General features: G+C 41.5%; 16 protein-coding genes. 4 read left to right on the top strand and 12 right to left on the bottom strand.

Features of this window, described 5'->3' with window-relative positions:
• Positions 1-538: 538 nt before the first annotated feature.
• Complete coding sequence (locus IE080_RS16310) at positions 539-718, bottom strand: hypothetical protein (RefSeq protein ID WP_189585119.1); 180 nt, start codon at positions 716-718, stop codon at positions 539-541.
• Positions 719-2,037: 1,319 nt separating this feature from the next.
• Positions 2,038-3,609 carry a replicative DNA helicase gene (dnaB, locus tag IE080_RS16300; RefSeq protein WP_189585113.1) on the bottom strand — a complete coding sequence of 524 codons (1,572 nt, stop codon included), beginning with the start codon at positions 3,607-3,609 and terminating at the stop codon, positions 2,038-2,040.
• A gap of 171 nt (positions 3,610-3,780) precedes the next feature.
• Between dnaB and IE080_RS16295 the strand changes: the two genes are divergently transcribed.
• Positions 3,781-5,151 (top strand): UDP-N-acetylmuramate--L-alanine ligase, encoded by a 1,371-nt coding sequence (locus IE080_RS16295; RefSeq protein ID WP_189585110.1) that lies wholly within the window; start codon positions 3,781-3,783, stop codon positions 5,149-5,151.
• Positions 5,152-5,154: 3 nt separating this feature from the next.
• Positions 5,155-5,961, top strand: coding sequence for a 3'-5' exonuclease (locus IE080_RS16290; protein ID WP_189585107.1), 807 nt, complete (start codon positions 5,155-5,157; stop codon positions 5,959-5,961).
• A gap of 90 nt (positions 5,962-6,051) precedes the next feature.
• Here IE080_RS16290 and IE080_RS16285 read toward each other — a convergent pair whose 3' ends face one another.
• Both IE080_RS16285 and IE080_RS16280 read right to left on the bottom strand, forming a co-directional pair.
• Positions 6,052-7,632, bottom strand: a complete 1,581-nt coding sequence (locus IE080_RS16285; RefSeq protein ID WP_189585105.1) for an NAD(P)/FAD-dependent oxidoreductase — start codon at positions 7,630-7,632, stop codon at positions 6,052-6,054.
• Positions 7,633-8,179: 547 nt separating this feature from the next.
• Positions 8,180-9,145: a tryptophan 2,3-dioxygenase family protein gene (locus IE080_RS16280; RefSeq protein WP_189585102.1), complete on the bottom strand. Its 966-nt coding sequence runs from the start codon at positions 9,143-9,145 to the stop codon at positions 8,180-8,182.
• Positions 9,146-9,263: 118 nt separating this feature from the next.
• Between IE080_RS16280 and IE080_RS16275 the strand changes: the two genes are divergently transcribed.
• On the top strand, positions 9,264-10,472 hold the full coding sequence (locus IE080_RS16275; protein WP_189585099.1) for an acyl-CoA dehydrogenase family protein: 1,209 nt from the start codon (positions 9,264-9,266) through the stop codon (positions 10,470-10,472).
• A 354-nt stretch (positions 10,473-10,826) separates the two neighbouring features.
• The gene (locus IE080_RS16270; RefSeq protein ID WP_189585096.1) at positions 10,827-12,830 is read left to right on the top strand and encodes a S9 family peptidase; all 2,004 of its coding nucleotides are present in this window, start codon (positions 10,827-10,829) and stop codon (positions 12,828-12,830) included.
• A 158-nt stretch (positions 12,831-12,988) separates the two neighbouring features.
• On the opposite strand, the gene IE080_RS16265 is transcribed toward IE080_RS16270, so the two are convergent.
• The 8 genes from IE080_RS16265 to IE080_RS16230 all read right to left on the bottom strand — a co-directional run.
• The gene (locus tag IE080_RS16265; RefSeq protein ID WP_189585095.1) at positions 12,989-13,822 is read right to left on the bottom strand and encodes a DUF2306 domain-containing protein; all 834 of its coding nucleotides are present in this window, start codon (positions 13,820-13,822) and stop codon (positions 12,989-12,991) included.
• Positions 13,823-13,842: 20 nt separating this feature from the next.
• The gene (locus IE080_RS16260) at positions 13,843-15,078 is read right to left on the bottom strand and encodes a DUF418 domain-containing protein (RefSeq protein WP_189585092.1); all 1,236 of its coding nucleotides are present in this window, start codon (positions 15,076-15,078) and stop codon (positions 13,843-13,845) included.
• Between the two features lie 23 nt (positions 15,079-15,101).
• Positions 15,102-16,838: an amidohydrolase family protein gene (locus tag IE080_RS16255; protein ID WP_189585088.1), complete on the bottom strand. Its 1,737-nt coding sequence runs from the start codon at positions 16,836-16,838 to the stop codon at positions 15,102-15,104.
• Between the two features lie 270 nt (positions 16,839-17,108).
• Positions 17,109-17,855, bottom strand: coding sequence for a hypothetical protein (locus IE080_RS16250; RefSeq protein WP_189585085.1), 747 nt, complete (start codon positions 17,853-17,855; stop codon positions 17,109-17,111).
• A gap of 15 nt (positions 17,856-17,870) precedes the next feature.
• Complete coding sequence (locus IE080_RS16245; protein WP_189585082.1) at positions 17,871-19,232, bottom strand: hypothetical protein; 1,362 nt, start codon at positions 19,230-19,232, stop codon at positions 17,871-17,873.
• 35 nt (positions 19,233-19,267) lie between these two features.
• A complete protein-coding gene (locus IE080_RS16240; protein WP_189585079.1) occupies positions 19,268-19,777 on the bottom strand; it encodes a hypothetical protein in 510 nt (169 codons plus the stop codon).
• Positions 19,778-19,976: 199 nt separating this feature from the next.
• A complete protein-coding gene (locus tag IE080_RS16235) occupies positions 19,977-21,266 on the bottom strand; it encodes an agmatine deiminase family protein (RefSeq protein ID WP_189585076.1) in 1,290 nt (429 codons plus the stop codon).
• A 236-nt stretch (positions 21,267-21,502) separates the two neighbouring features.
• Positions 21,503-21,914: type II toxin-antitoxin system HipA family toxin (locus IE080_RS16230; RefSeq protein WP_189585073.1), on the bottom strand; the 412-nt coding region annotated here is incomplete at its 5' end.

The following is a 21,914-nucleotide window of genomic DNA, read 5'->3' as shown; positions in this document are numbered from 1 at the left end:
GAAGGTCGTAGCCCTGAGGTCTTAAATCAGAAACTATCTGCGTATTCGTGCCAATTCCTGAGTCATGCGACCAAATTTTTCATCTACTTTTTTTCAGCGTTTTCTGTAGATTCTGCGAGAAATATCTATCTGTGGCAATCTGTGAAATCTGTGGACCGCCTTAAGGGAGCCATGCGACCGAATTTCCCCAATAACTTTCAGCGCTTTCTGCGTATTCCCCAAGAACTCCCCCCTTCGTGCAATTCGTGACATTAGTGGACAGCCTTCCCAAGTAGTACTGCCCCTACAGGGCAGATGAGAGATGCCTAGGTCTTCCAATCCATGGGTTGGGAAACCCATGGTTACTATTGTGCTGACCCTCTCGGGTCAGGTCCTCAACATCGATTTCATTATATTCTAAAAGCCCAACTTTCTGTGCCAATCTGTGGACAACCCCAAGGGAGCCATGCGACCAAATCTTCCCAATGACTTTCAGCGCTTTCTGTGTATTCTGCGAGAACTCCCTATCTGTGCCAATCTGTGAAATCTGTGGACCGCCTTAAGGGAGCCATGCGACCGAATTTCCCCCATTACTTTCAACGTCTTCCGTGGATTCCGCGAGCACTCCTCCCTTTCGTGTCATTTGTGCCATTAGTGGACAGCCTTCCCAAGTAGTACTGCCCCTACAGGGCAGATGAGAGATGCCTAGGTCTTCCAATCCATGGGTTGGGAAACCCATGGTTACTATTGTGCTGACCCTCTCGGGTCAGGTCCTCAACATCGATTTTAGGGTTTTCAGTTTATTCTGCGCTTTCTGCGAGCCCCAATTTGCTACAGCAAATCCATCTGTGTCAATCTGTGAAGAACAAATTATCAATCTATGTCTAATAATCATCTAGCTGGACAAGACCTCAGCGCTACGCGCCTCTGATACCACGTATTATATCAATTACTACGAAGACCACAGGGCTACGCCCCTAATTGCCCGGTTACAATAATAGATTTTAGATTTCAGAAGGCAGGTTTTAGATTTGGTTTTCTCCTTTTCGCAAGCTGCAAGCACTCCTTATCTGTGCCAATCTGTGAAATCTGTGGACCGCCGTAAGGGAGCCCTGTGACCAAATTTCCCCAATAACTTTCAGCGTCTTCCGTGGATTCCGCGAGAACTCCCCCTTTCGTGTAATTCGTGCCATTAGTGGACAGCCTTAAGGGAGCCATGCGACCGAATTTCCCCCATTACTTTCAACGTCTTCCGTGGATTCCGCGAGAACTCCTCCCTTCGTGCAATTCGTGACATTAGTGGACAGCCTCCTCAAGGAGTACTACCCCTACAGGGTAGATGAGAGGTGCCTAGGTCTTCCAGTCCATGGGTTGGGAAACCCATGGTTACTATTGTGCTGACCCTCACGGGTCAGGGCTACAACATCGATTTCAGGGTTTTCTGTGTATTCGGCGCTTTCTGCGAGCCCCAATTTGCGTCAGCAAATCCATCTGTGTCAATCTGTGAATATCAAATTTTCAATCTGTGTCAAAAAATCATCCTGCTTGACAAGACCTCAGTGCTACGCGCCTCTGATACCACGTATTATATCAATTACTACGAAGACCACAGGGCTACGCCCCTGGTTGTTCGGATACACCAATAAATTTTAGATTTCAGAAAGCAGGTTTTAGATTTGGTTTTCTCCTTTTCGCAAGCTGCAGGCACTCCTTATCTGTGCCAATCTGTGAAATCTGTGGACCGCCTTAAGGGAGCCCTGCGACCAAATTTCCCCAATAACTTTCAGCGCTTTCTGTGTATTCTGCGAGAACACCCTTTCTGTGCCAATCTGTGAAATCTGTGGACAGCCTTAAGGGAGCCATGCGACCGAATTTCCCCAATAACTTTCAGCCTCTTCCGTGGATTCCGCAAGAACCCCAAATTCCTGTCTGAGGCAGCCAGTCGCGCCATTAGTGGACAACCTTCTTCCCGTGGTAAAAATCTTCGAGGTCTGAAAGACCTTAAAGGTTACATTCCTTTCCTTTCCGTGGATTCAGCGCTTTCTGTGAGCATACTCCTTAGAAAGGTGCAGGCTCACCGCCCCATCCTCCTGCCAATGGATCATCATCTCCGTTGGCTTTGCTTTGTAACCTGATAGTATTTCCGGTTTCAAAATCTCCAGAAGCTGCACTCGGGAATTTGGTGCTGTAAGATACATCTTGTGGCTTGTACGGTACATTCATTTCCAAATCTGTAAACTTCGTGTATTTTCCAATAAAGCGGAGTTTGACATTCTCCAACGAACCGTTTCTGTGCTTAGCAATGATCACCTCACCCACACCCATCGTGGAATGTCCATCTTCATCTTCTGTGATACCATAATATTCGGGCCTGTACAAAAACATTACCATATCCGCATCTTGCTCAATCGCTCCTGATTCCCTCAAATCGGATAATTGTGGACGCTTATCTCCACCTCGTGTCTCCACAGCTCGGGACAACTGCGAAAGCGCAATCACCGGCACACTCAACTCTTTCGCCAATTTTTTCAACCCTCGGGAAATACTCGCAATCTCTTGTTCACGGTTACCACCCGAACCACCAGACTTACTATCCCCTGACATCAACTGTAAGTAGTCAATCACAATCAGCTGAATATCATGTTGAGCTTTTAATTTTCTACACTTGGCACGTAACTCCAAGATAGATAAGGCAGGGGTATCATCCACAAACAGCGGCGCCTTTGAGAGCTTTCCAGTTTTGTGAACCAACTGCTGCCATTCATATTCTGCTAAGGTTCCCTTTTTGATTTTTTCTGAATCTAGTTCAGCTTCTGAAGAAATCAGACGATTGACCAGCTGTATGGAAGACATCTCCAATGAAAAAATTGCAACCGGTCTTTCATGGTCCACCGCTGCATTGCGCAAAACAGACAATACAAATGCTGTCTTACCCATGGCAGGACGGGCAGCTATGATCACTAAATCAGATTTTTGCCAGCCCGAGGTAACTCTGTCCAAAGCAGTAAAACCACTAGGCACACCCGTCAATCCATCTTTCTGTCCTTTTTTCGCTTCCAATTCCAAAATCGCTTCCTTCATAATGGAGCGCATATCGGAATAGTTTTTTCGGATATTCTTTTCTGAAATTTCAAAAAGTGACTGCTCCATTTTATCAAGCAGCTCGAATACGTCCGTGGTATCCTCGTAAGCATCCCGCTGAATTTCTGAGGCTATGCTGATCATTTCCCGCTTCATAGACTGCTCCATGATAATACGGGCGTGATATTCTATATTGGCAGCAGAAGATACACGCGAGGTTAATTCTGTTATAAAAAATGCTCCCCCTGCAATTTCCAATTTCCCTGTTTTCCGTAACTGATTAGTGACGGTCAGCATGTCAATCGGTTGGGATTCAGAAAACAACTCTAAAATAGCCTGATAAATAACTTTATGCGCTTCTTTATAAAAACTTTCAGTTTTTAACAAATCCACCACATTAGTCAACGCCTCTTTTTCAAGCATCAATGCCCCTAGCACAGCCTCTTCCAAATCAAGTGCCTGTGGTGGTAACTTTCCTAAATTGGTATTCAAATCGGGTTTTTTCCTACCGATCACTCTATCTCTAGAGCCGGGATTATTCTCTGCCATATCAACAAAAGTACTTCCTTTAACCCAATGTTTTTGAACAATTTACCCACGAGATATCCACAACGCTTTCAATTACTTGAAAATCATGACTTTCTAAAAATATCAAAAGAATCCCACATTTACCGTACAATCTCTCCTCCCTTTAGTACCTTTGGATATTCTTTTAGTCGTATGAGTCAACATTACCACTTTATAGCTATCGGCGGTGCTGTTATGCACAATCTCGCCCTCTCCATGGTTCAAAAAGGCTACGTCGTCACAGGTTCTGACGATGAAATCTACGAACCCTCCCGTACACGCCTGGAAAAAGCAGGAATACTCCCCACCGCTAAAGGTTGGTTCCCTGAAAAAATCCACCCCGGATTGGATGGAATCATCCTAGGCATGCACGCGCGTATCGATAATCCAGAATTACAACAAGCTAGAGCATTGGGTATTCCGGTCTATTCCTTCCCAGAATTTATCTATCAACAAAGTAAGGATAAAACTCGGATTGTCATCTCAGGAAGTCATGGCAAAACCAGCATTACTTCTATGATTTTGCATGTCTTAAGCTTTCATCAGCTCGCTTTCGACTATCTTGTTGGTGCTCAATTAGAAGGGTTTGACTTGATGGTCAAACTATCGGATGCTCCTATTATCATCATTGAAGGAGATGAATACCTAACCTCTCCGGAGGATAGAAGGCCGAAGTTCTTCCATTACCATCACGACATTCTCCTCATGAGTGGCATTGCTTGGGACCACTTCAATGTATTTCCAACCTTCGAAGGATACAAAGACCAATTCAGGCAGGTCATCACCATGACTCCTGATACGGGGGTTTGGATTTATTGCGAAGAAGATGCCGAAGTAAAAACTTTGGCAGCAGAAGTCTCCAACCCAGCATTCAAAACAATCCCTTACGGTGTCCACTCCCATAGGATTGACGCTGGAAAAACCTATTTATCAACAGCTACGGGTGAAATCCCACTCCATATATTCGGGGCCCATAATTTACAAAACCTCTCCGGTGCCCTCCAGGTTTGCTTACAGATAGGCTTGACCGAAAGTCAATTTTATCAGGCAATCGCAAGCTTCAAAGGTGCTGCAAAAAGGCAAGAAGTACTGGCATCTTCCGACCAATCTATCCTTTATCGGGATTTTGCGCATGCCCCTTCCAAACTGCAGGCAACCGTACAGGCAGTAAAAAATCAATTTCCTGAAAGAAAATTAATTGCTGTACAAGAATTACATACCTACAGTTCGCTCAACAAAGACTTTGTACACAATTATGCGCATACCTTTGATATGGCGGATGAGGCGATTATTTATTTAAATCCAAAAGCCGTATCTTTGAAAAAGCTGGAATTGATGGACCTTGCTACGCTTCGCGAAGGGTTCCAACGCGCAGACTTGAAGCTTTTTACAGATATCCAGGAATTAAAATCCTTTTTGGAAAGCCAAAACTATCATCAAACCAACTTATTACTCATGAGTTCAGGCAATTACGATGACATGGATCTCCAAAACATTACAAATAAAATCGAACAAACGAATTAAGACATGAATTTGAATATCAAAACCCCCATTGCTTTTTTTGACATCGAATCTACGGGAACGAATGTTTCTACCGATAGAATCGTCGAAATTTCCATTTTAAAAGTTCATCCAGGAGGAAAAGAGGAATTAAAAACAGAGTTGGTCAATCCAACCATACCCATTCCTGCCGAAACATCTGCCATCCATGGCATCTATGACAAGGATGTGAAAGATAAACCAACATTTAAAGATTTATCGAAAGACATGCATCAGTTTTTAGCAGGTGCAGATTTAGCAGGCTTTAATGTGCTAAAATTTGATATTCCATTGTTGGTGGAAGAGTTTTTGAGAGCAGGCATTGATTTCGATATCGAGAAAAGAAATATCCTCGATGCTCAGAAAATCTTCCATATGATGGAAAAGAGAAATCTTTCTGCCGCCTATAAATTCTATTGCGGAAAATCTTTAGAAAACGCTCATAGTGCTGAAGCGGATACCGTAGCAACTTATGAAGTATTCAAGGCCCAAATTGAAAAATATGCAGGAGAAACGGCCGAAGATCTGCTGGGGAATAAAATTGGAGTCTTCGAAAATGACATGAAAAAAATCCACAACATTCTCAACGAGAAAATGGTGGATCTGGCCGGTCGATTTATTTTTAATGAAAAAGGAGAAGAGTGTTTTAATTTTGGTAAACACAAAGGCAAAACAATCGAACAGGTGTTGAAAGAAGAACCTTCTTACTATGATTGGATGATGAAAGGAGATTTCCCATTGGATACCAAGCGCAAATTCACACAGGTGAAGTTGAGGGCTTTCAACAATCGGTAATCTGATTTTATTGAAATAAAGATGTCTTCCGATCTGAATGGTTCATAACCACTATGATAGGAAGACATTTTTTATATAGCTTATTGAATTTTAACGTCTTACATACTTCTCAACCAATCGCTCTGCACATCGCTCTCCATCCATGGCAGCGGAAACAATTCCTCCAGCATACCCTGCCCCTTCACCACAAGGATACAAGCCCTTGATAATCGGATGTTCAAAGGACTCTTTATCGCGTGGAATTCTCACAGGAGAGGAAGTTCTGCTTTCTATTCCGATCAGTTGAGCTTCATTGGTCAAATACCCTTTCATCTTCTTACCAAAAGCAACTAAGCCCTGTCTTAACCTTTCTGATATCATTTTAGGTAATACCGCATGCATATCTACCGAGGAAAGTCCTGGCTGGTAAGATGTGTCCAATAGGGACTCACTGACCTTTCTGTTAGTAAAATCGACCATAAGCTGCGCTGGAGCAACCTGAGTTTCTCCCCCCATCTTCCAAGCCTTTTGCTCCACTTCTGCTTGAAACATCATTGCGGCTAAGGGGCCATAATGCGCATACTGCGGTAAATCTTCCAATTCCACTGCTACTACCATCCCCGAATTGGCATACTTACTATCTCTTCTACTGGGTGACATGCCATTGACTACCAATTCTCCTGGTGCAGTAGCGGCCGGGACAATAAATCCACCAGGGCACATGCAAAACGAAAACACTCCTCGCTGCTTCCCTTGATATTCTGTCTGTTGTACCAAAGAATAATAAGAAGCAGGCAAATAAGGTCCCCTATCTACGGCACAACTATATTGGATTTGATCAATCAAATTTTGTCTATGCTCGATTCTTACTCCCAAAGCAAAAGGCTTAGCTTCAATTAAGATTTGCTTTTGGTGAAGCAAAAGAAAAATATCCCGAGCAGAGTGTCCTGTGGCTAAAATCACGCCCTTGCCAAGGATTTTTTCTCCGTTTTGAAGGATAACACCCTTCATTTCATTTCCATCCAAGATAAAATCTACCACCTTGGTATCAAATAAAACCTCTCCTCCTGCTTCTAAAATGGAGTTTCTGAGTTCTGCAACCAATTTGGGTAATTTATTGGTCCCAATATGAGGATGGGAGTCAACCAAAATCTCTTCTGTAGCTCCATGAGCGACAAAAATCTCCATAATCCGGCGGATGTCACCTCTCTTTTTGGATCGGGTATATAGTTTACCATCCGAATAGGTTCCCGCTCCTCCTTCACCAAAACAGTAATTGGACTCAGGATTGACGATGTGACTTTTATTGATAGCTGCCAGATCCCTTCTTCTGGCACGAACATCCTTACCTCTTTCGATTAAGATAGGTTTGACGCCTAACTCAATTGCCCGAAGAGCAGCAAACATCCCTGCTGGCCCTGCTCCAACAATAATGATTTGCTCCGCATTGCTGACATTTGGATAATCGTTGTGAAAAGTAAGCATGGGCTCTGGAACTTCCTTCACAAAAACCTCAGCAGTTACATTGATCTTTACTTGCCTGCTGCGTGCATCAATCGATCGTTTGACCTGCCGAGCATAAACATCTGATTCTGCTAAAGATATACCAGCAGCCCTCAAAGCAGCTTCCTTAAAAAGGTCCTCTGTGTACGCCACCTCCGGCGTTAATTGTAATTGAATTTCTTTTTTCATCGTAAGGTGTCTATCCTTAAAGTGGTGATTAGTGAATTAGTAATTGAGTTATTAGTGGAAAGGTCCACTGTCCACTGTCGACAGTCAATAGCACTATACCTGACAGGTTAGGAGTATTTTAATATCATTGTCAGCAAGATAAAATCAAGTTTCTGGTACGCCCCTGTCTTGATTCTTTGTCTCGTCCTGAAAATACTTGACACTTTTTTCATTGTTTTTCTTTTGTCTCCAGTGTTTTTGCTTCTTTTTAAATGGATAAATCCCAATCCTTACAGTTTTCAAAGGTATATTCCGATGATTTGGTGTATTTGCTGACGTTCCAAGGTAGTGGGTTAAAACCCAACTATATGCATCAGGAGAAACTCATTTTTTCCCGGGTTAAAACCCGGGGCAATTGATTGAGTTAACTTGTAACTTCCTAATTTCTCTTTTGATACAAATTTTTCAATCCGAATTTTTCTGCGTTTTCCGTGTATTCTGCGAGCTTTGGTTCTAATCTCTCGCTTCTCGATTCTCGTCTCCTGCTTGCAGCAGGCAAGTCTCTTTTCTAACTCTCCTCATTCCCAAATATCTCCTTCACTACCCATCCTTTGCCCCATTCATCCATTTCTTCTTGGGTCCAAAGTTCGGGATAAAAGATTACTTTTTGGAAGCGTGGAGGCAAGTATTTCTGCCAGTTAGTACCACCTGTAGCGGCAATATCTTGGGGATCACGCTGTAAATAGCGTACAGCCGATTTGTAATGAGCCAAGGGCCAGAAAACATTAGCTTTTAAATCCAAGCTCTTGAGCAGCTCCTTCAACTCATCGTCTTTATCCTCGCATGCTAGATACTTTTTCCAAATATTTTTGTCACCATATAGCTCAATCAACTCTTTGAGTTCTTTGCCGTATTTTTTCTCGAAACTCTTTAAAGTCAACGTTTTCTCTCCAGTCGCCAACTCCTTAGCACCATGTTGCCAATAGATATTATCAAATAATACAGCGACATCCGATTCATTCAAAAGTGCATCTCTTCTATCGATATGAATCAATTGATGCACATCAGTCGATTGAATTTCTAGCACTCGATATTGGGCACTTTGAAAACCGCTAGATGGCAACAAAGACATCCTAAATTTAAGAAACTGTTCTTTTTCCATCCCCTTCCACATCACTGCAAAAGATGAAATCAATTGATCAAAGTACATCAATACGCGTTCTAATCGAGATTTGAAGAATGCAGCTTCAATACTTGGTTGATCCGCAATTTGCTCTAGTTCCCAAATGATCAATTTGAAGTATAATTCAGTAATTTGGTGGTAGATAATGAAGATTTTTTCGTCTTTGAATGATGTTCGAGGTTGCTGAAGTGAAAGGAGGATATCGAGATTGATATAATCCCAATAAGTCATATAATCTGCATAAAGCAATCCTTCCAAATAAGAGGACAGGTCCTGACCGGAAGCTTTAAATTTTTCCTCAAGTTGCTCTATCTTCTCTAAAATGTGTTTTGGGGTTTGTGCTGGGTTCATGTGCTAAAATTAATGAGCGGTACAATAGTATTTATCAGCTCTTTGTATTTATTTCAAGTCGTGAATGCGACTTCGTGCGCAAAAATCCGTTATAATTAGCAATAAACCAAAAACTGTTATGGAACAGCTGACAGCCGTACACAAATCGTCCAAGCAAGATACATTTGAGGGGGTGGACTTTTACCAGGTAGATGATTTACTGACAGAAGAGCATCTATTGATTCGCTCCTCAATCCGTGACTTTGTCAAAAAAGAGATCAGTCCTTACATCGAAGATTGGGCTCAACGCGCACATTTCCCTTATGAAATTGTCAAAAAATTCGGAGATGTAGGTGCCTTTGGACCTCAAATACCTGCCGAATATGGCGGAGGTGGTCTGGATTACATTGCCTATGGATTGATCATGCAAGAGATTGAAAGAGGGGATTCCGGCATGCGTTCTACGGCTTCTGTGCAAGGTTCCTTAGTCATGTATCCGATTTACAAATTTGGTTCCGAAGAGCAAAAACATAAATACCTGCCCAAACTAGCTTCCGGCGAAATGCTCGGTTGCTTTGGTTTGACTGAACCTGACTTTGGTTCAAATCCATCAGGCATGGTGACCAACTTTAAAGATATGGGGGACCATTACCTATTGAACGGTGCCAAAATGTGGATTTCCAACTCTCCAAAAGCTGACATTGCTGTAGTGTGGGCTAAAAACGAAGCTGGAAGAATTCATGGATTGATTGTGGAGCGCAGTATGGAAGGATTCTCTACCCCAGAAACTCATGGTAAATGGTCCTTAAGAGCGTCCGCAACGGGTGAGTTGGTATTTGACAATGTAAAAGTTCCTAAAGAAAACTTACTTCCTGGCAAAAGCGGTCTTGGAGCTCCTATGATGTGCTTGGACTCCGCTCGCTTTGGTATCGCTTGGGGTGCTGTGGGTGCCGCCATGGATTGCTACGAATCAGCTCGCAAATATGCAGCAGAGCGAATTCAGTTTGATAAACCGATTGGTTCTTTCCAATTGATCCAAAAGAAATTAGCGGAGATGCTTTCCGAAATCACCAAGGCCCAGTTGCTCAACTGGAAACTAGGAAAAATGATGAATGAAGGAAAAGCCACAACAGCACATATTTCACTTGCTAAGCGTAATAATGTAGCGATGGCTTTGGATATTGCCAGGGAAGCACGTCAAATTCATGGTGGCATGGGTATCACGGGAGAGTATTCCATGATGCGCCACATGATGAACCTAGAGTCTGTAATCACTTACGAAGGAACCCATGATATCCACTTGTTGATCTTGGGTCATGAGATCACAGGGATTCCTGCTTTTAAGTAGGAAGCAAGAAATGAGACATAAGATACAAGACAAAAGACTTAAGATATAGGACACAAGACAATGAGAGATTTTGAGGGGTAGAGATTGATATATGCTGACGTGAAACAAGTTGATATATGCCTAGCAGCGATATATTAGTGGCGTATAAAGAGTCAATTATTCTAAAAAATGTCAAGTATTTTCAGGACTAGACAAAGGCAAATGACTAAAACCACCAGGAAATAAAAACCTTGGTGGTTTTTTTGAGAATAATTTTCAAATACAACTGATTTCCATTCATATAATAATTTTCATTCAGCGTATCAAAAAGAATGAGAATTCCTTATTTTTAATCCTACACCAAAAATACCGTCTATGAAAAATACAAGAACACTCATTTTATTGGGATGCTTGATACTCTTTCTATCCAGCATGACCGAATCTTTTGCACAAGAAAAAAATAAACTTAAACTAGAACAGTTTTTTGACATCATCAGTGTCGCTGACCCCCAAATCTCGCCAGATGGAAAAGAAATTATTTATACCCGAGGCTGGGTAGATAAGGTGAATGATTCCAGGCGAAATGAATTATTCATCATGAATGCTGATGGTAGCAAAAATCGGTTTTTCACGAAAGGAAGTTCTCCTGCTTGGTCTCCAGATGGCGCAAGAATCGCTTACATGTCCTCAGGCGAGCCAAGTGGAAGTCAAATTTTTATAAAATATAAGGATTCGGAGGGAGCCACTCAGATCACCCGTGTAGAAAAAACTCCTTCCAACATGAAATGGTCTCCTGATGGAAAATTTATTGCTTTCAACATGCTTGTTCCTTATAGTGAGCCTTGGAACATCAAAATGCCGGAGCGACCAAAGGGTGCTAAATGGACCGATGGCCCAAAAGTAATTACCCAGATGAATTACAAACGTGATAGAGTCGGTTACTTAGAAGAAGGTTTTACCCATATTTTTATTGTATCAGCCGAGGGTGGAACACCTAGACAAATCACCCAGGGTAATTGGAATCATAGTGGTGTAGAATGGACACCTGATGGAAAAGAAATTCTCTTCACCAGTCTCCGCGTTGAGGAGGCTGAATACGAATACAGGCAATCGAATGTTTACGCTGTCAACGTTGAAACGACTGCAATCAGACAGCTAACCGATAGAAATGGAATAGACCGATCTCCCGTGGTATCACCTGATGGCAAAAAAGTCGCCTATGTAGGGTATGACTGGACGGATGATACGTATATAGAAAATAAACTCTATATCATGGATATAGACGGTAAAAACTCCAAAGAATTAGCCGCTGATTTTGATCGGTCTCCTGCAAGCATGTTTTGGGCAACTGACAACTCTGGCGTGTATTTCAATGCAGATTACAATGGCACAAGAAATCTCTATTTTGCACCCATCCGAGGCGGTCATAAGCAAGTGAGTCAAGGCAACCATCTGCTGACAGTTTCTGACATCAATAAAAATGGAACCGCTGTGGGAATCATGACTGATTACCATACTCCAGCCGAAGTGATTGCATTCAATGTCACCAACCCAAGCCTTAAAAACTTAACAAGTTTAAATGAAAGTATGTTGAAAAACGTACAATTGGGAGAAGTAGAAGAGCTTTGGTATAAATCTACGGACGATTTTGACGTTCACGGTTGGATTGTTAAACCAGCTGACTTTGACCCAACCAAAAAATACCCGATGATATTGGTGATCCATGGTGGGCCTCATGGCATGTACAATGTAGGCTTCAATTTCACCTGGCAACATCATGCAGCGGAAGGATATGTTGTACTGTACACCAATCCAAGAGGTTCTTCAGGTTATGGATCTGTTTTTGGGAATGCTATCAAAAACGACTATCCTGGAAAGGATTATGATGATCTCATGAATGGTGTCGATGAAGTCATCAAAAAAGGGTTCATCGATGAAAAAAACCTCTTCGTCTATGGGGGAAGTGGCGGTGGTGTGTTGACCTCTTGGATAGTAGGGCATACAGATAGATTTGCAGCTGCATCTGTCAACTTTCCTGTGATCAACTGGCTTTCCTTTGTGGGAAATACGGATGGTGTAAGTTGGTATAAAAATTTCAAGGAGTACCCTTGGGATGATCCAAGTGAGCATATCAGAAGATCGCCTTTGATGTATGTGGGAAATGTGAAAACACCTACTATGCTGATGTGTGGAGAAGATGATTTGAGAACTCCCATTTCACAAACAGAAGAATTTTATCAAGCATTGAAAGTATTGAAAGTTCCTACCGCAATGATCCGTTTCCAAAACGAATACCACGGTACAGGCACCAATCCTTCCAATTATATGCGTACCCAGTTGTACTTGTATTCTTGGTTTGATAAATATAAAAGAAAGTAGATTAAGCTAATAGACCTAAAAACATCAGTAAACATATTTTAAATGAACAGGGCTGAAACCAATTTCAGCCCTGTTTTTTTTGCAAATATTTTTTGAGAAATCTTAAAGCCTTCTTTTAGCTATTTTCTTATTAGGATTTTCTTTTCCAAAATATCGTCCTAATACAGTCCAAACATACCCAAAATAGCGGGTCCCCAAGATCCTTTGGTGACATTGTAAGTAGCTAGCGAAATAAAAACAATAACCAACCAAAGCATAAGGGAACCGGATAGTTGAATGGATTTGGGTAATTTGTTGGTTGAAGAGCGGATAAAAAATTCAGCGACCAGCAAATTGGGAACCCAAAAGAAAAAAATCATAAATACATCGATTGGATCTCTAAACTCCCTTGCCTCCAGAGGCAAAAATCCTGTAAAAAACATAAAACCATAGTACATCCTGTAGAGCCAAGAACCAATTGCCAAAGCATACAATCGAATAGCCCAAGCCTTATGTTGTTCCACTAATTTAATCCTAGCAAAGCGTATAGTTTGAATGCTACATATCAACATGGCTATACCATAAGCTCCAAAACCCACGTTCATGACGGGGCCTCCAACAGTTCCCCGAAGAAAAATAAAAGTCAATCCTCCTAAAGCCGTCAGCAAACATGCGAATATATAAATTCTACCAACTATCCTATGAAAATTCAAAAAGCGATTGCGTACCCACTCGAGTAGCTGTATACTTCCCAAAACCAGAATAATACCCCCTGCTACAAAATGTAATGCCATGCCTCTTGTGGCTTGGATATAATTCGGGTCATAAAGATTGGGATTGAATAAACCATTCCATTGCTCCATCTTACTACTAACAAAACTTCCACCATAGTGGGCCACAATGTACAATCCAAAAAGCCCTGAACTGATCCAAACAATAGCTACTAATAAATAGCCGGTAAGGGTAACAAAGCTATTTGAATGGGGAGTGCTTGATCTGGTATTTGATATCATAACGTGGTTTTTAAAGTAATTTACAATTTAAATGCAGGTATTTTCCCATAAGTCACCGACCTCCACAACCACTCCAATGGACCGAACCTATACTTGCTTAGCCAAAATTTGCTAAAGGAAATTTGGAAGCTGAAAATAGCTAAGACCAACAAGATACCCTGCCAGACTTCGATTTCTCCAAACAAATCAAATAAACCTAACCTAAACAGCAACAAGGCTATCAATGAATGTGAAATATAATTGGTAAGGGCTATTCTTCCTACAGCTGAAAAGCCCGAAAACAGTCCTCGAAACTTCTCTCGATTGTACAACAGGATAAAGCCTGAAACATAGGTAAACATCATCACTATCCCCCCTAAAACCCCTGTGGTCCTTCCGATAAATGCCCAATGATCCAAAGAAGCCGGATTGGCATTGGCAAGGGAAAGTAAGAGGCCTACATTTAACAGAACTCCAATTGGCAGGGATATCCAAAAGATTTTCTTGAGTTGCTGTTCATACTCCATGGTTCGGGCAAAAAAGCCACTTCTTCCTATCAATAAGCCCATCAAGAACATGACCATACAGGTGGGATAAAAGATAATTATCCCAGATAATAAGAAAAACCATTGCTCAATATTCATCTGAATAACTTCACTGTAAGAACCTGAATTGTAAACCTGATAGGCTCTTTGAACTAAATCTTGGGTAGCTACCAATTGCTCCTGACTGCCCTTCTCCATCGCCTGCAATGCCTCTGGGTTGGAGGCTAGAAATTGAGGCAGCATGCTGATCAAACCTACAAATACGATGGGAATCAATAAAAATACCAGCATCCAAATGATGATTTTCTTGGTAGAGGACTTTCTGAACAGAATCAATAAGAATCCAAACAGGGCATAGTAAAAAAGAATATCTCCTTCCCATAGCAATGCAATATGTGCAATGGCAATAATCAAGAGCCAGAAAAGCCTCTTCCGAAATAAGCTGATATTCTGTTTGCTTACTTCCTCGTCTTTATGAAGAAAGATATAGAAGCCAAAACCAAATAAGAGGGAAAACAAGACGAAGAATTTTCCAGTGAAAAAGAAGTAAATAAAACCATTGGAAAGGATCTCCATGGTACTTTCTCCAAAGGAAGGTAACATGATCAACTCCACTCCTGGTTTGAAAAAAGCTGGCATATTGACCATCAGAATTCCGAAAATGGCAAATCCTCTTAAAGAATCTACCAGATCGATTCTTTTGGATTGGGACAAAGGGGCAAGTGTTTTCATAGTGTGTAGATTTGGGGTTAAACTTAAGGCTTCAACACCAGCAATCGCTTCTCAATTACCTGATTACAGGGATAGATATCCAGTGCTTTTTGGTAGTATTCGACTGCATTGGTTGTGTCCCCTTGCATCAAAAAGCATTCTGCATAGCTATCCCAAACGTTTTGACTATGTGGAAACAAGCGGGTATTCAAAGCAAAAATCTCCTGTGCTGATTCAACACCTTTTTCACCATTCAAACTTTGGTACCCCATACCATTAAGTCCATATTCCAATGAAGCTAAGTGATAATGTTCTGACAGGCTATCCAGTTTGGTTTCCAATAGATACAATAATTCATCCAACTTTCCTTCTTGTACCCTAGGTCCTAAAAGGGTCATCACGTCAGGCAAAGCAGCTTTCCTTTTAGCATTGGCAAGCATATCATCCAATTCGCCTCGATTGAATGTCTTGCCTCTGAGAATCACACTCTCAATATCCCTGACTGCATTGATATCCTCTAAAGGATTGCTATTTAGCAGTTCCAAGCTTGCCAATCTCCCTTTTTCAACACTTCCAATTCGATCATTATTCATGACTTTAGCCGGATTGAGCGTAGCTGTTTGTAGAGCCTGTAATGGCATCATACCTGCCTGCACGTAGATTTCCAATTCATCATGCATGCTAAATCCAGGGAAGGCCCAAGGATTGGGATAATCTGTACCTGCTATGATTTGGGCTTTACTTTCAATCAGGATAGTTAAAATCTGAAAGTCATTTTGATACAATTGCTGCATCAACGCTAAGCTCGGCATCATCCGTTGGCTTCCCATAGTCCTTCTTGGTTTCCAGTCCTCTGTCATATAATTAGGCAAATACGAAATCCTAGGGTCTGATGTGAAAACACTATCCTGCATAGACCTAATCCCCCTGTTGGTAACCATGGTTGGAGAAAACCAATGTTTTGATAGGTCCAATTTTTGAAGCTTTTCTTTCATAACTGAAGAATTGAAAAATTTCAGCTCCCGCCTGAATGCTTCAAACTGATTACCAACCTCAAATAAACTATCTAATTGCTTGTTTTCTTGTTCAGAAATACCCAACTGGTGCAACCCATACAGATGTTCAGATGTAAGCATTCCTGCCGCAAGGGCGTCAAAAATAGGTACTGCCTCAGGAACATGCCCTGAAAATGGAACGCCCAATTCTGTGGCTGTTTTTCCTATAGTAAAAAAGCAAGCACTGTCCAACATAGAATAAACCTTGATAAAATCTGCTCCTGCCCGAACTTGACACCTTACCAATGCTTCCGCAGCTGTGGGATCAGTCACTTCCGCAGAAGAAGGCCATATTTTAGGAGCCCCATCCGTCAATACTCCTGCCGAATATATATCAATAATAGGCTTTCCTGCCGCTCTCTCTTCGATCATTTTTCTTAGAATGGCCATATTCCCCCACATCTCCCTTGCACCTGTAATACCATTAGCCAGCATCAGGTCATTGGTATCTTCGTAGTTCCAGTTATTATGAACATGCATATCCCAAAGTCCAGGAATCAGGTATTTATCCGTTCCATCTACCACTTCAGTTCCTTTACTAGGCTTAATTGTTTTGGTATAAATGGCGGTGATTTCATCGCCATCAATGGCCACGGTGCGGTTGGGGAGTACTTCTCCCGTGACTACATCTATGACATTGACATTGGTGATCAGGAGATCATGGGAAGGGCTGGAACAAGCAAAAAAGATCCATCCTAAGAGAGTGAAAAGTGTGAGTTTTTTCATGTGTTTTTGGTTTTGGGGTTCACGCGGCGAGCGCAAAGGAAAGCGCGGCGAGCGCCACGATTTTTGAAGTCATCTCTTGGCAATCTCCCGAAATTCGGGAAAAGGTTAGCGTTTTTTTCGTTGCGTACGCCGCGTAAAATTCGTTGCGCTCGTTGCGTGAAACCATTCCCCTAAATTTCCCTCTATTTCAAATTGCCCACAATACCCTAATGATGTGATAAAGAAGTAATCATGCTAACCTTAACTAACTCTTATTAATTTTCTACTTCATCAAATAAGCCCACTCAAGTAGTTTATGAAAAAGCGGTATCCCCAATCTGTTTGCGGAATAGCAAATGCAAAAACGACCATAAGCAACAAGACCATAAATCCTATGAAAGCATATTTGGGGAAGCGCTTAAATATAATCCAGTCATGCACCATCAATAGAATGGGAAGCAAGAAAAATAAGGCAACCAGCAGACCTAGCCCGGAACTTGGAAACACAAATGCTGTTGCCCGTGCGAGCGCTACCACCATAAATGCGAATGAACCGGTCAAAACGGAGGTTCTATGAAGTACCGGATTTTTTCTAAATACAAGGGCTATTGCAATGGCACCTGTAAAAACCACAAGTGACAAGAGGTCTAGAAATAAGGGAAAAGATTGCCCTCTCATTTCGCTTATACTTTCCGGATCAAGTAGACCCATTCGTATAGACCTTGGTGTGGAATCAAGCACTACCTGAACACCGGTGAAAACCACCAAAACTGCTAAAAAAGCCATAGCGAATCCAAGCTTCCTATGAATAGATACCTTGCGAAGATTGATCAGTGCCGACTGCAGCACCAACAGCATAAACCAAGCAGTCAACACAATGCCGTGAATTACATAAACCAATGGAAGTTGGTCAAGTTGCCAACGTTCAGGCTGTTCGAAGAATTGCCTTAAATAAAAAGTTCGCGAGAAGCCAATCAGAACAAAGAGCAAAAGTAGGATAGTGATGATAAGATAAAACCGGGAGTGGTGTTGTTTCATAAAATGTCATTTACTTCAATACATGTAAGGAACTTCCGTTACCTTGTTAATCTTGCTTTTCATCAATCTAAAGTCTTTGATTTCGATGGGAACTCGTTTGGCAGAAATCAATAAAGAGTCATTGTTAAATATACCTTTAAAATCAACCCTGCTGGCGTCAAGCAAATCATAATACAAGACAATTCCGGCTTGTTTTTCAATGAGCAAAGAATCCATTTTATCAAAACTTCCCTGCTCTCTGTATATTTCCTGTATCTGCAACATCAAACGAACCTCATCATCGAATACAAAAATCCGTTTTTCATCAAAATCTGTGTACATAAATGCAATGCTGTCACGACTCATACGAACCGCGTTCCTGCCTCTTTCAAAAACAAACTGATTCCAGCGTGATGAATTACCTGATGAAAGCGTGTCATTGTTTAGTACAAAGGATTCAATATCATAAATACCATATAACTCTGCGGGGGTTCGGTTTAGGCTTCTAGTATGGATTCCCCAATATAGATTTAGTAAATAACCCACATGTACCACAATTACAATCCATTTGAAAACCAAGGCTGAGACTCGCATCCATCGTTTTTTGAACATCGGTGCTTTTTGAATTTTAAGTGATACTGCCTCCTCGAAAAAAAAGAATCTGTATAAAGATTTAATACTTGGGAGTAGAAGGAACAGGGCCATCAACAACATCATTGATGCGTAAACCTTCGCATGGATGTCATAGTTGATATTAATCGCTGCCACATTGGCCATTGCAGCCACAGTAAGAAGGGCACCAAAATTTGCTGTTCTACGGAAAAGTAGCAGCAATGCAGCACTTTCTGCCAAGCCCATAAAAAGGTTGTAGCCATAAGAGTATCCAAAAAAAGCCCATGCCAGGCTCATTGGAGACATATCACCTAAAGGCTCTGACAATTGATAAAAACCTAAATCGGGGAACTGCACTTTGAAAAACTTCTCCAGTGCAAAAGCCAATAAATTAAGTGCTAAGAAATACCGAATAATAACAGTGAGCCAGTAGTATTGAACATCTAGGTTCTTACGTGCACGATCAATCAAACTCCAAACTATGGCTCCAATGACAGAGAGAGCTATCATGGTGAAATAGAGTATGTATATGTAGGTGCTGTCGCTGTGATTCCCCGGTGTGGGGGTTAAAATCGGGTAGTCGATACCAAACAGCTTGTCTCCTATCCAAAAAATGACCGGATCCAAAACCTTATTTAACTCTCCTAAATAGAATAGCCCCAACGAAAATGCATTGCTATACCAATCCAACAGGAAAATGAAGAGGACGGTAAAAATAAAGGCGAAGCGGAGGGACAGCTTTTTTGGAAGTGACCAGGTTGATGAATGATTCGACTGTATATCCATATTTACATTTCATTAAAAATTCATAGTACTTTCAATTAATCCACTTTGGAGGATAACATTTCAAAAACCTGCACCCACTGATCGCCCATTTTCATTTCCCCGATTTCATAAATCTGTCCTTTTTCATTTACCTGCATGGAAAAACGTAAGTTCTTGTTCATGAAATAGATGAATGCCCCGTGTTCAAAAACTCCTGAATAATCCCCTTCTGGAGTTAGGGTAGAGTACACACGAAGGGGGAAATTATTAGCATTTTCATCATAAGTTCCTAGGATTATGCTTTTGTGGTGTACCTCATCTTTCACTGTGGTGGTATTTTCCAGCATTAGAAGTCTCCCATCTAGTTTGAATTGGATGTTATAGGCATGATGCCATTCTGTTTGTTGACCATCCTCTGTCAACCTCCAGCCGATTCCTTTCCATTGCCCGATAAATGGCTCCCAATGGGTCATTCCTGATGGATTATATGCCTGAAGCCTATCAGATTGTGTGAAAGCATCACTGATAAACAAGAAAATAAACAGGGGTATAAATAATGACTTCATATTAACAAGATCTTTTGTATCACGCAGAGAACGCTAAGGAAATCGAAGCGAACACAGCGAATTTAAAACCCTCACGTGGCGCTCGTTGCGTTTTTTCCGCTGCGCTCGTTGCGTGAAACTATTCCCCTAAATTTCTTTCAATTTCTAGTTGCCCACAATACCCTAATGATGTGATGGTTTGATAAAAAATCCCTAATTCTCAATTTACCTTAGGCACTTGCTTGGTGTAACAATGAAGACCTCCACCATCCCAATTATAGGTTGTAGCATCAATCCAAACCAAAGTTTTATCAGGGTATAGAGTTGAAAAGATTTCTTTTACGCGTTCTTCTTTTTCAGACGAACTGCCTACATGTAGGTAGGTGGGTAATAAAACCTTGTCATTTGAAATCAAAAAATTCAAATAGGAAGAAGACGACAAATACTGAAGTGTATCTCCGACTTGCACGCCCTGATCAGGGGCAAAATACTCTTTTCCAATTGTAGAATCACTCATTGCCCATTTTTCTACAACCACATTAGGCCTATGCCGAAGGTCTGGCATGGGAACCTTAATGATCTTAAAAGGCCTGCCATCTTGATCTTTTGCCTTGATCAAAATATCATACGTTTCCTTCATTCTCAGATAGTTTTCAGTATGAACAGGGTGCAAATCTTTTTCTTTTTCATCCACCCAGGCTAGAAGAATCGTATTGGCATTGGCGAATCGAATGTATTCATCCGTATGACCAGCGGTGCCCATAGTAACATATCCAGGAATGATGATTTTCGACACATCACCATCTTCTACTAGGCCTTTCCCTACCCAAATAAAATGATGAACACCCAATGTGCGCTGCAACTCCTGCTCCATGCTTTCCTTGGTTGAAGTCGGATTGACCATAAACATCCACTCTTCATTCAGCAATATGGTACCTTTACCATTGACTTCAATTGCTCCCCCATCTAGGTTCAATGAAGAAGTAATGACTTCGATACCATTCCTTGCTGCTATCAGGCTATCTGTTTTTTGATTTCGGTCAAAGAACGAGGCATATACCTTTGCTGAGTCAGGTTCTTCTCCTTTCTCAATTAAAAAGCGCTCAAAGAAGTCCTGATATGACCACCTGAAATCGACTGCCTTTTTCTCTCCCAACCCATTGATCAGATACACAGGCCCAATATCTCTTAAGGCTAAAGCCTGCCGAATAGGGATGGTCAAAAAAGTAAATGAAGCCGTATCTAGGCCATTTTCTACTAGATATTCCTTAAATACTTGAGGATTTTCGCTGGTATCTGATACAAATATGACAGAAGTGGAACCTTCAAGCGCTCGTGCCACATCTGCAGCCAAGGGGAAAAACTCAGGTTCCCTTTCAGCCCAGCCCAATAATATAGCTTCTTGTGGTTCCCATTCAGCAGGATAGTAAAAAATTGCGGGATCCTTACGTTCTTGCTTGCAGGAGGAAATGATTACTGTCAAAAAGACAAAGAATGTTAGGTTTTTCATGGATTAAGGATTTTTGTTTCACGCGGCGAGCGCAAAGAAAAGCGCGGCGAACGCGGCGATTTTTGATATCATCTCGCTGCGAACGCTGCGTTTCTACCGTTGCGGTCGCCGCGTGAAATATCACCCTTAAAATTCCATGAAATTCAGAACACTACCAATACCCTAATCATGTGATAGCTACCCATTTAAAAGGTCAAAAAACTCCATTAAGTAACACCTGATTAACAAAACATCCGCTACACCAACTTGACCAAAGTAGCAGCAATCGCTTCTGCAAGCGTTGAATTCACCTTGTATTTTTGTGCATAATCCATCCATTGGGAAACGACTTCCTGTACTTCCTGGATAATGCCTTGAGGGTTACGGATAGAATTTTGCTTGGCTATCGCCAAAAAATCGTCCATCAAAAAATCTTTCCTTTTACCATTAATGCTCAGGCAATGCTGACTGACCCAGACACTATCCGGTCTGTAAGCATGGCAGATATCGTAAGCAGGAGAAAGGCTCCATTTACCTTCCTGATCCATCAGAAAAGCAAAGTTTTTGGTATGATCATCACAGTTACGTGCCAAAACATTAAATACCATCCTACGGAACAGCTGCTCCGCCTCCCCATAAGTAAGTCTCAGTTGACGCATGGTCTGAAAC

The organism is Mongoliitalea lutea (genome assembly GCF_014652135.1).
Lineage (GTDB): Bacteria > Bacteroidota > Bacteroidia > Cytophagales > Cyclobacteriaceae > Mongoliitalea > Mongoliitalea lutea.
Note: the sequence above shows the minus strand (reverse complement) of the source record. Positions and strands in the feature narration are given on the sequence as shown.

What these genes read in the sequence shown, in the direction of transcription:
- IE080_RS16310 (WP_189585119.1), bottom strand. Translation starts at nt 718, where the DNA reads ATGGGTTTCCCAACCCATGGATTGGAAGACCTAGGCATCTCTCATCTG.
- dnaB (WP_189585113.1), bottom strand. Translation starts at nt 3,609, where the DNA reads ATGGCAGAGAATAATCCCGGCTCTAGAGATAGAGTGATCGGTAGGAAA.
- IE080_RS16295 (WP_189585110.1), top strand. Translation starts at nt 3,781, where the DNA reads ATGAGTCAACATTACCACTTTATAGCTATCGGCGGTGCTGTTATGCAC.
- IE080_RS16290 (WP_189585107.1), top strand. Translation starts at nt 5,155, where the DNA reads ATGAATTTGAATATCAAAACCCCCATTGCTTTTTTTGACATCGAATCT.
- IE080_RS16285 (WP_189585105.1), bottom strand. Translation starts at nt 7,632, where the DNA reads ATGAAAAAAGAAATTCAATTACAATTAACGCCGGAGGTGGCGTACACA.
- IE080_RS16280 (WP_189585102.1), bottom strand. Translation starts at nt 9,145, where the DNA reads ATGAACCCAGCACAAACCCCAAAACACATTTTAGAGAAGATAGAGCAA.
- IE080_RS16275 (WP_189585099.1), top strand. Translation starts at nt 9,264, where the DNA reads ATGGAACAGCTGACAGCCGTACACAAATCGTCCAAGCAAGATACATTT.
- IE080_RS16270 (WP_189585096.1), top strand. Translation starts at nt 10,827, where the DNA reads ATGAAAAATACAAGAACACTCATTTTATTGGGATGCTTGATACTCTTT.
- IE080_RS16265 (WP_189585095.1), bottom strand. Translation starts at nt 13,822, where the DNA reads ATGATATCAAATACCAGATCAAGCACTCCCCATTCAAATAGCTTTGTT.
- IE080_RS16260 (WP_189585092.1), bottom strand. Translation starts at nt 15,078, where the DNA reads ATGAAAACACTTGCCCCTTTGTCCCAATCCAAAAGAATCGATCTGGTA.
- IE080_RS16255 (WP_189585088.1), bottom strand. Translation starts at nt 16,838, where the DNA reads ATGAAAAAACTCACACTTTTCACTCTCTTAGGATGGATCTTTTTTGCT.
- IE080_RS16250 (WP_189585085.1), bottom strand. Translation starts at nt 17,855, where the DNA reads ATGAAACAACACCACTCCCGGTTTTATCTTATCATCACTATCCTACTT.
- IE080_RS16245 (WP_189585082.1), bottom strand. Translation starts at nt 19,232, where the DNA reads ATGGATATACAGTCGAATCATTCATCAACCTGGTCACTTCCAAAAAAG.
- IE080_RS16240 (WP_189585079.1), bottom strand. Translation starts at nt 19,777, where the DNA reads ATGAAGTCATTATTTATACCCCTGTTTATTTTCTTGTTTATCAGTGAT.
- IE080_RS16235 (WP_189585076.1), bottom strand. Translation starts at nt 21,266, where the DNA reads ATGAAAAACCTAACATTCTTTGTCTTTTTGACAGTAATCATTTCCTCC.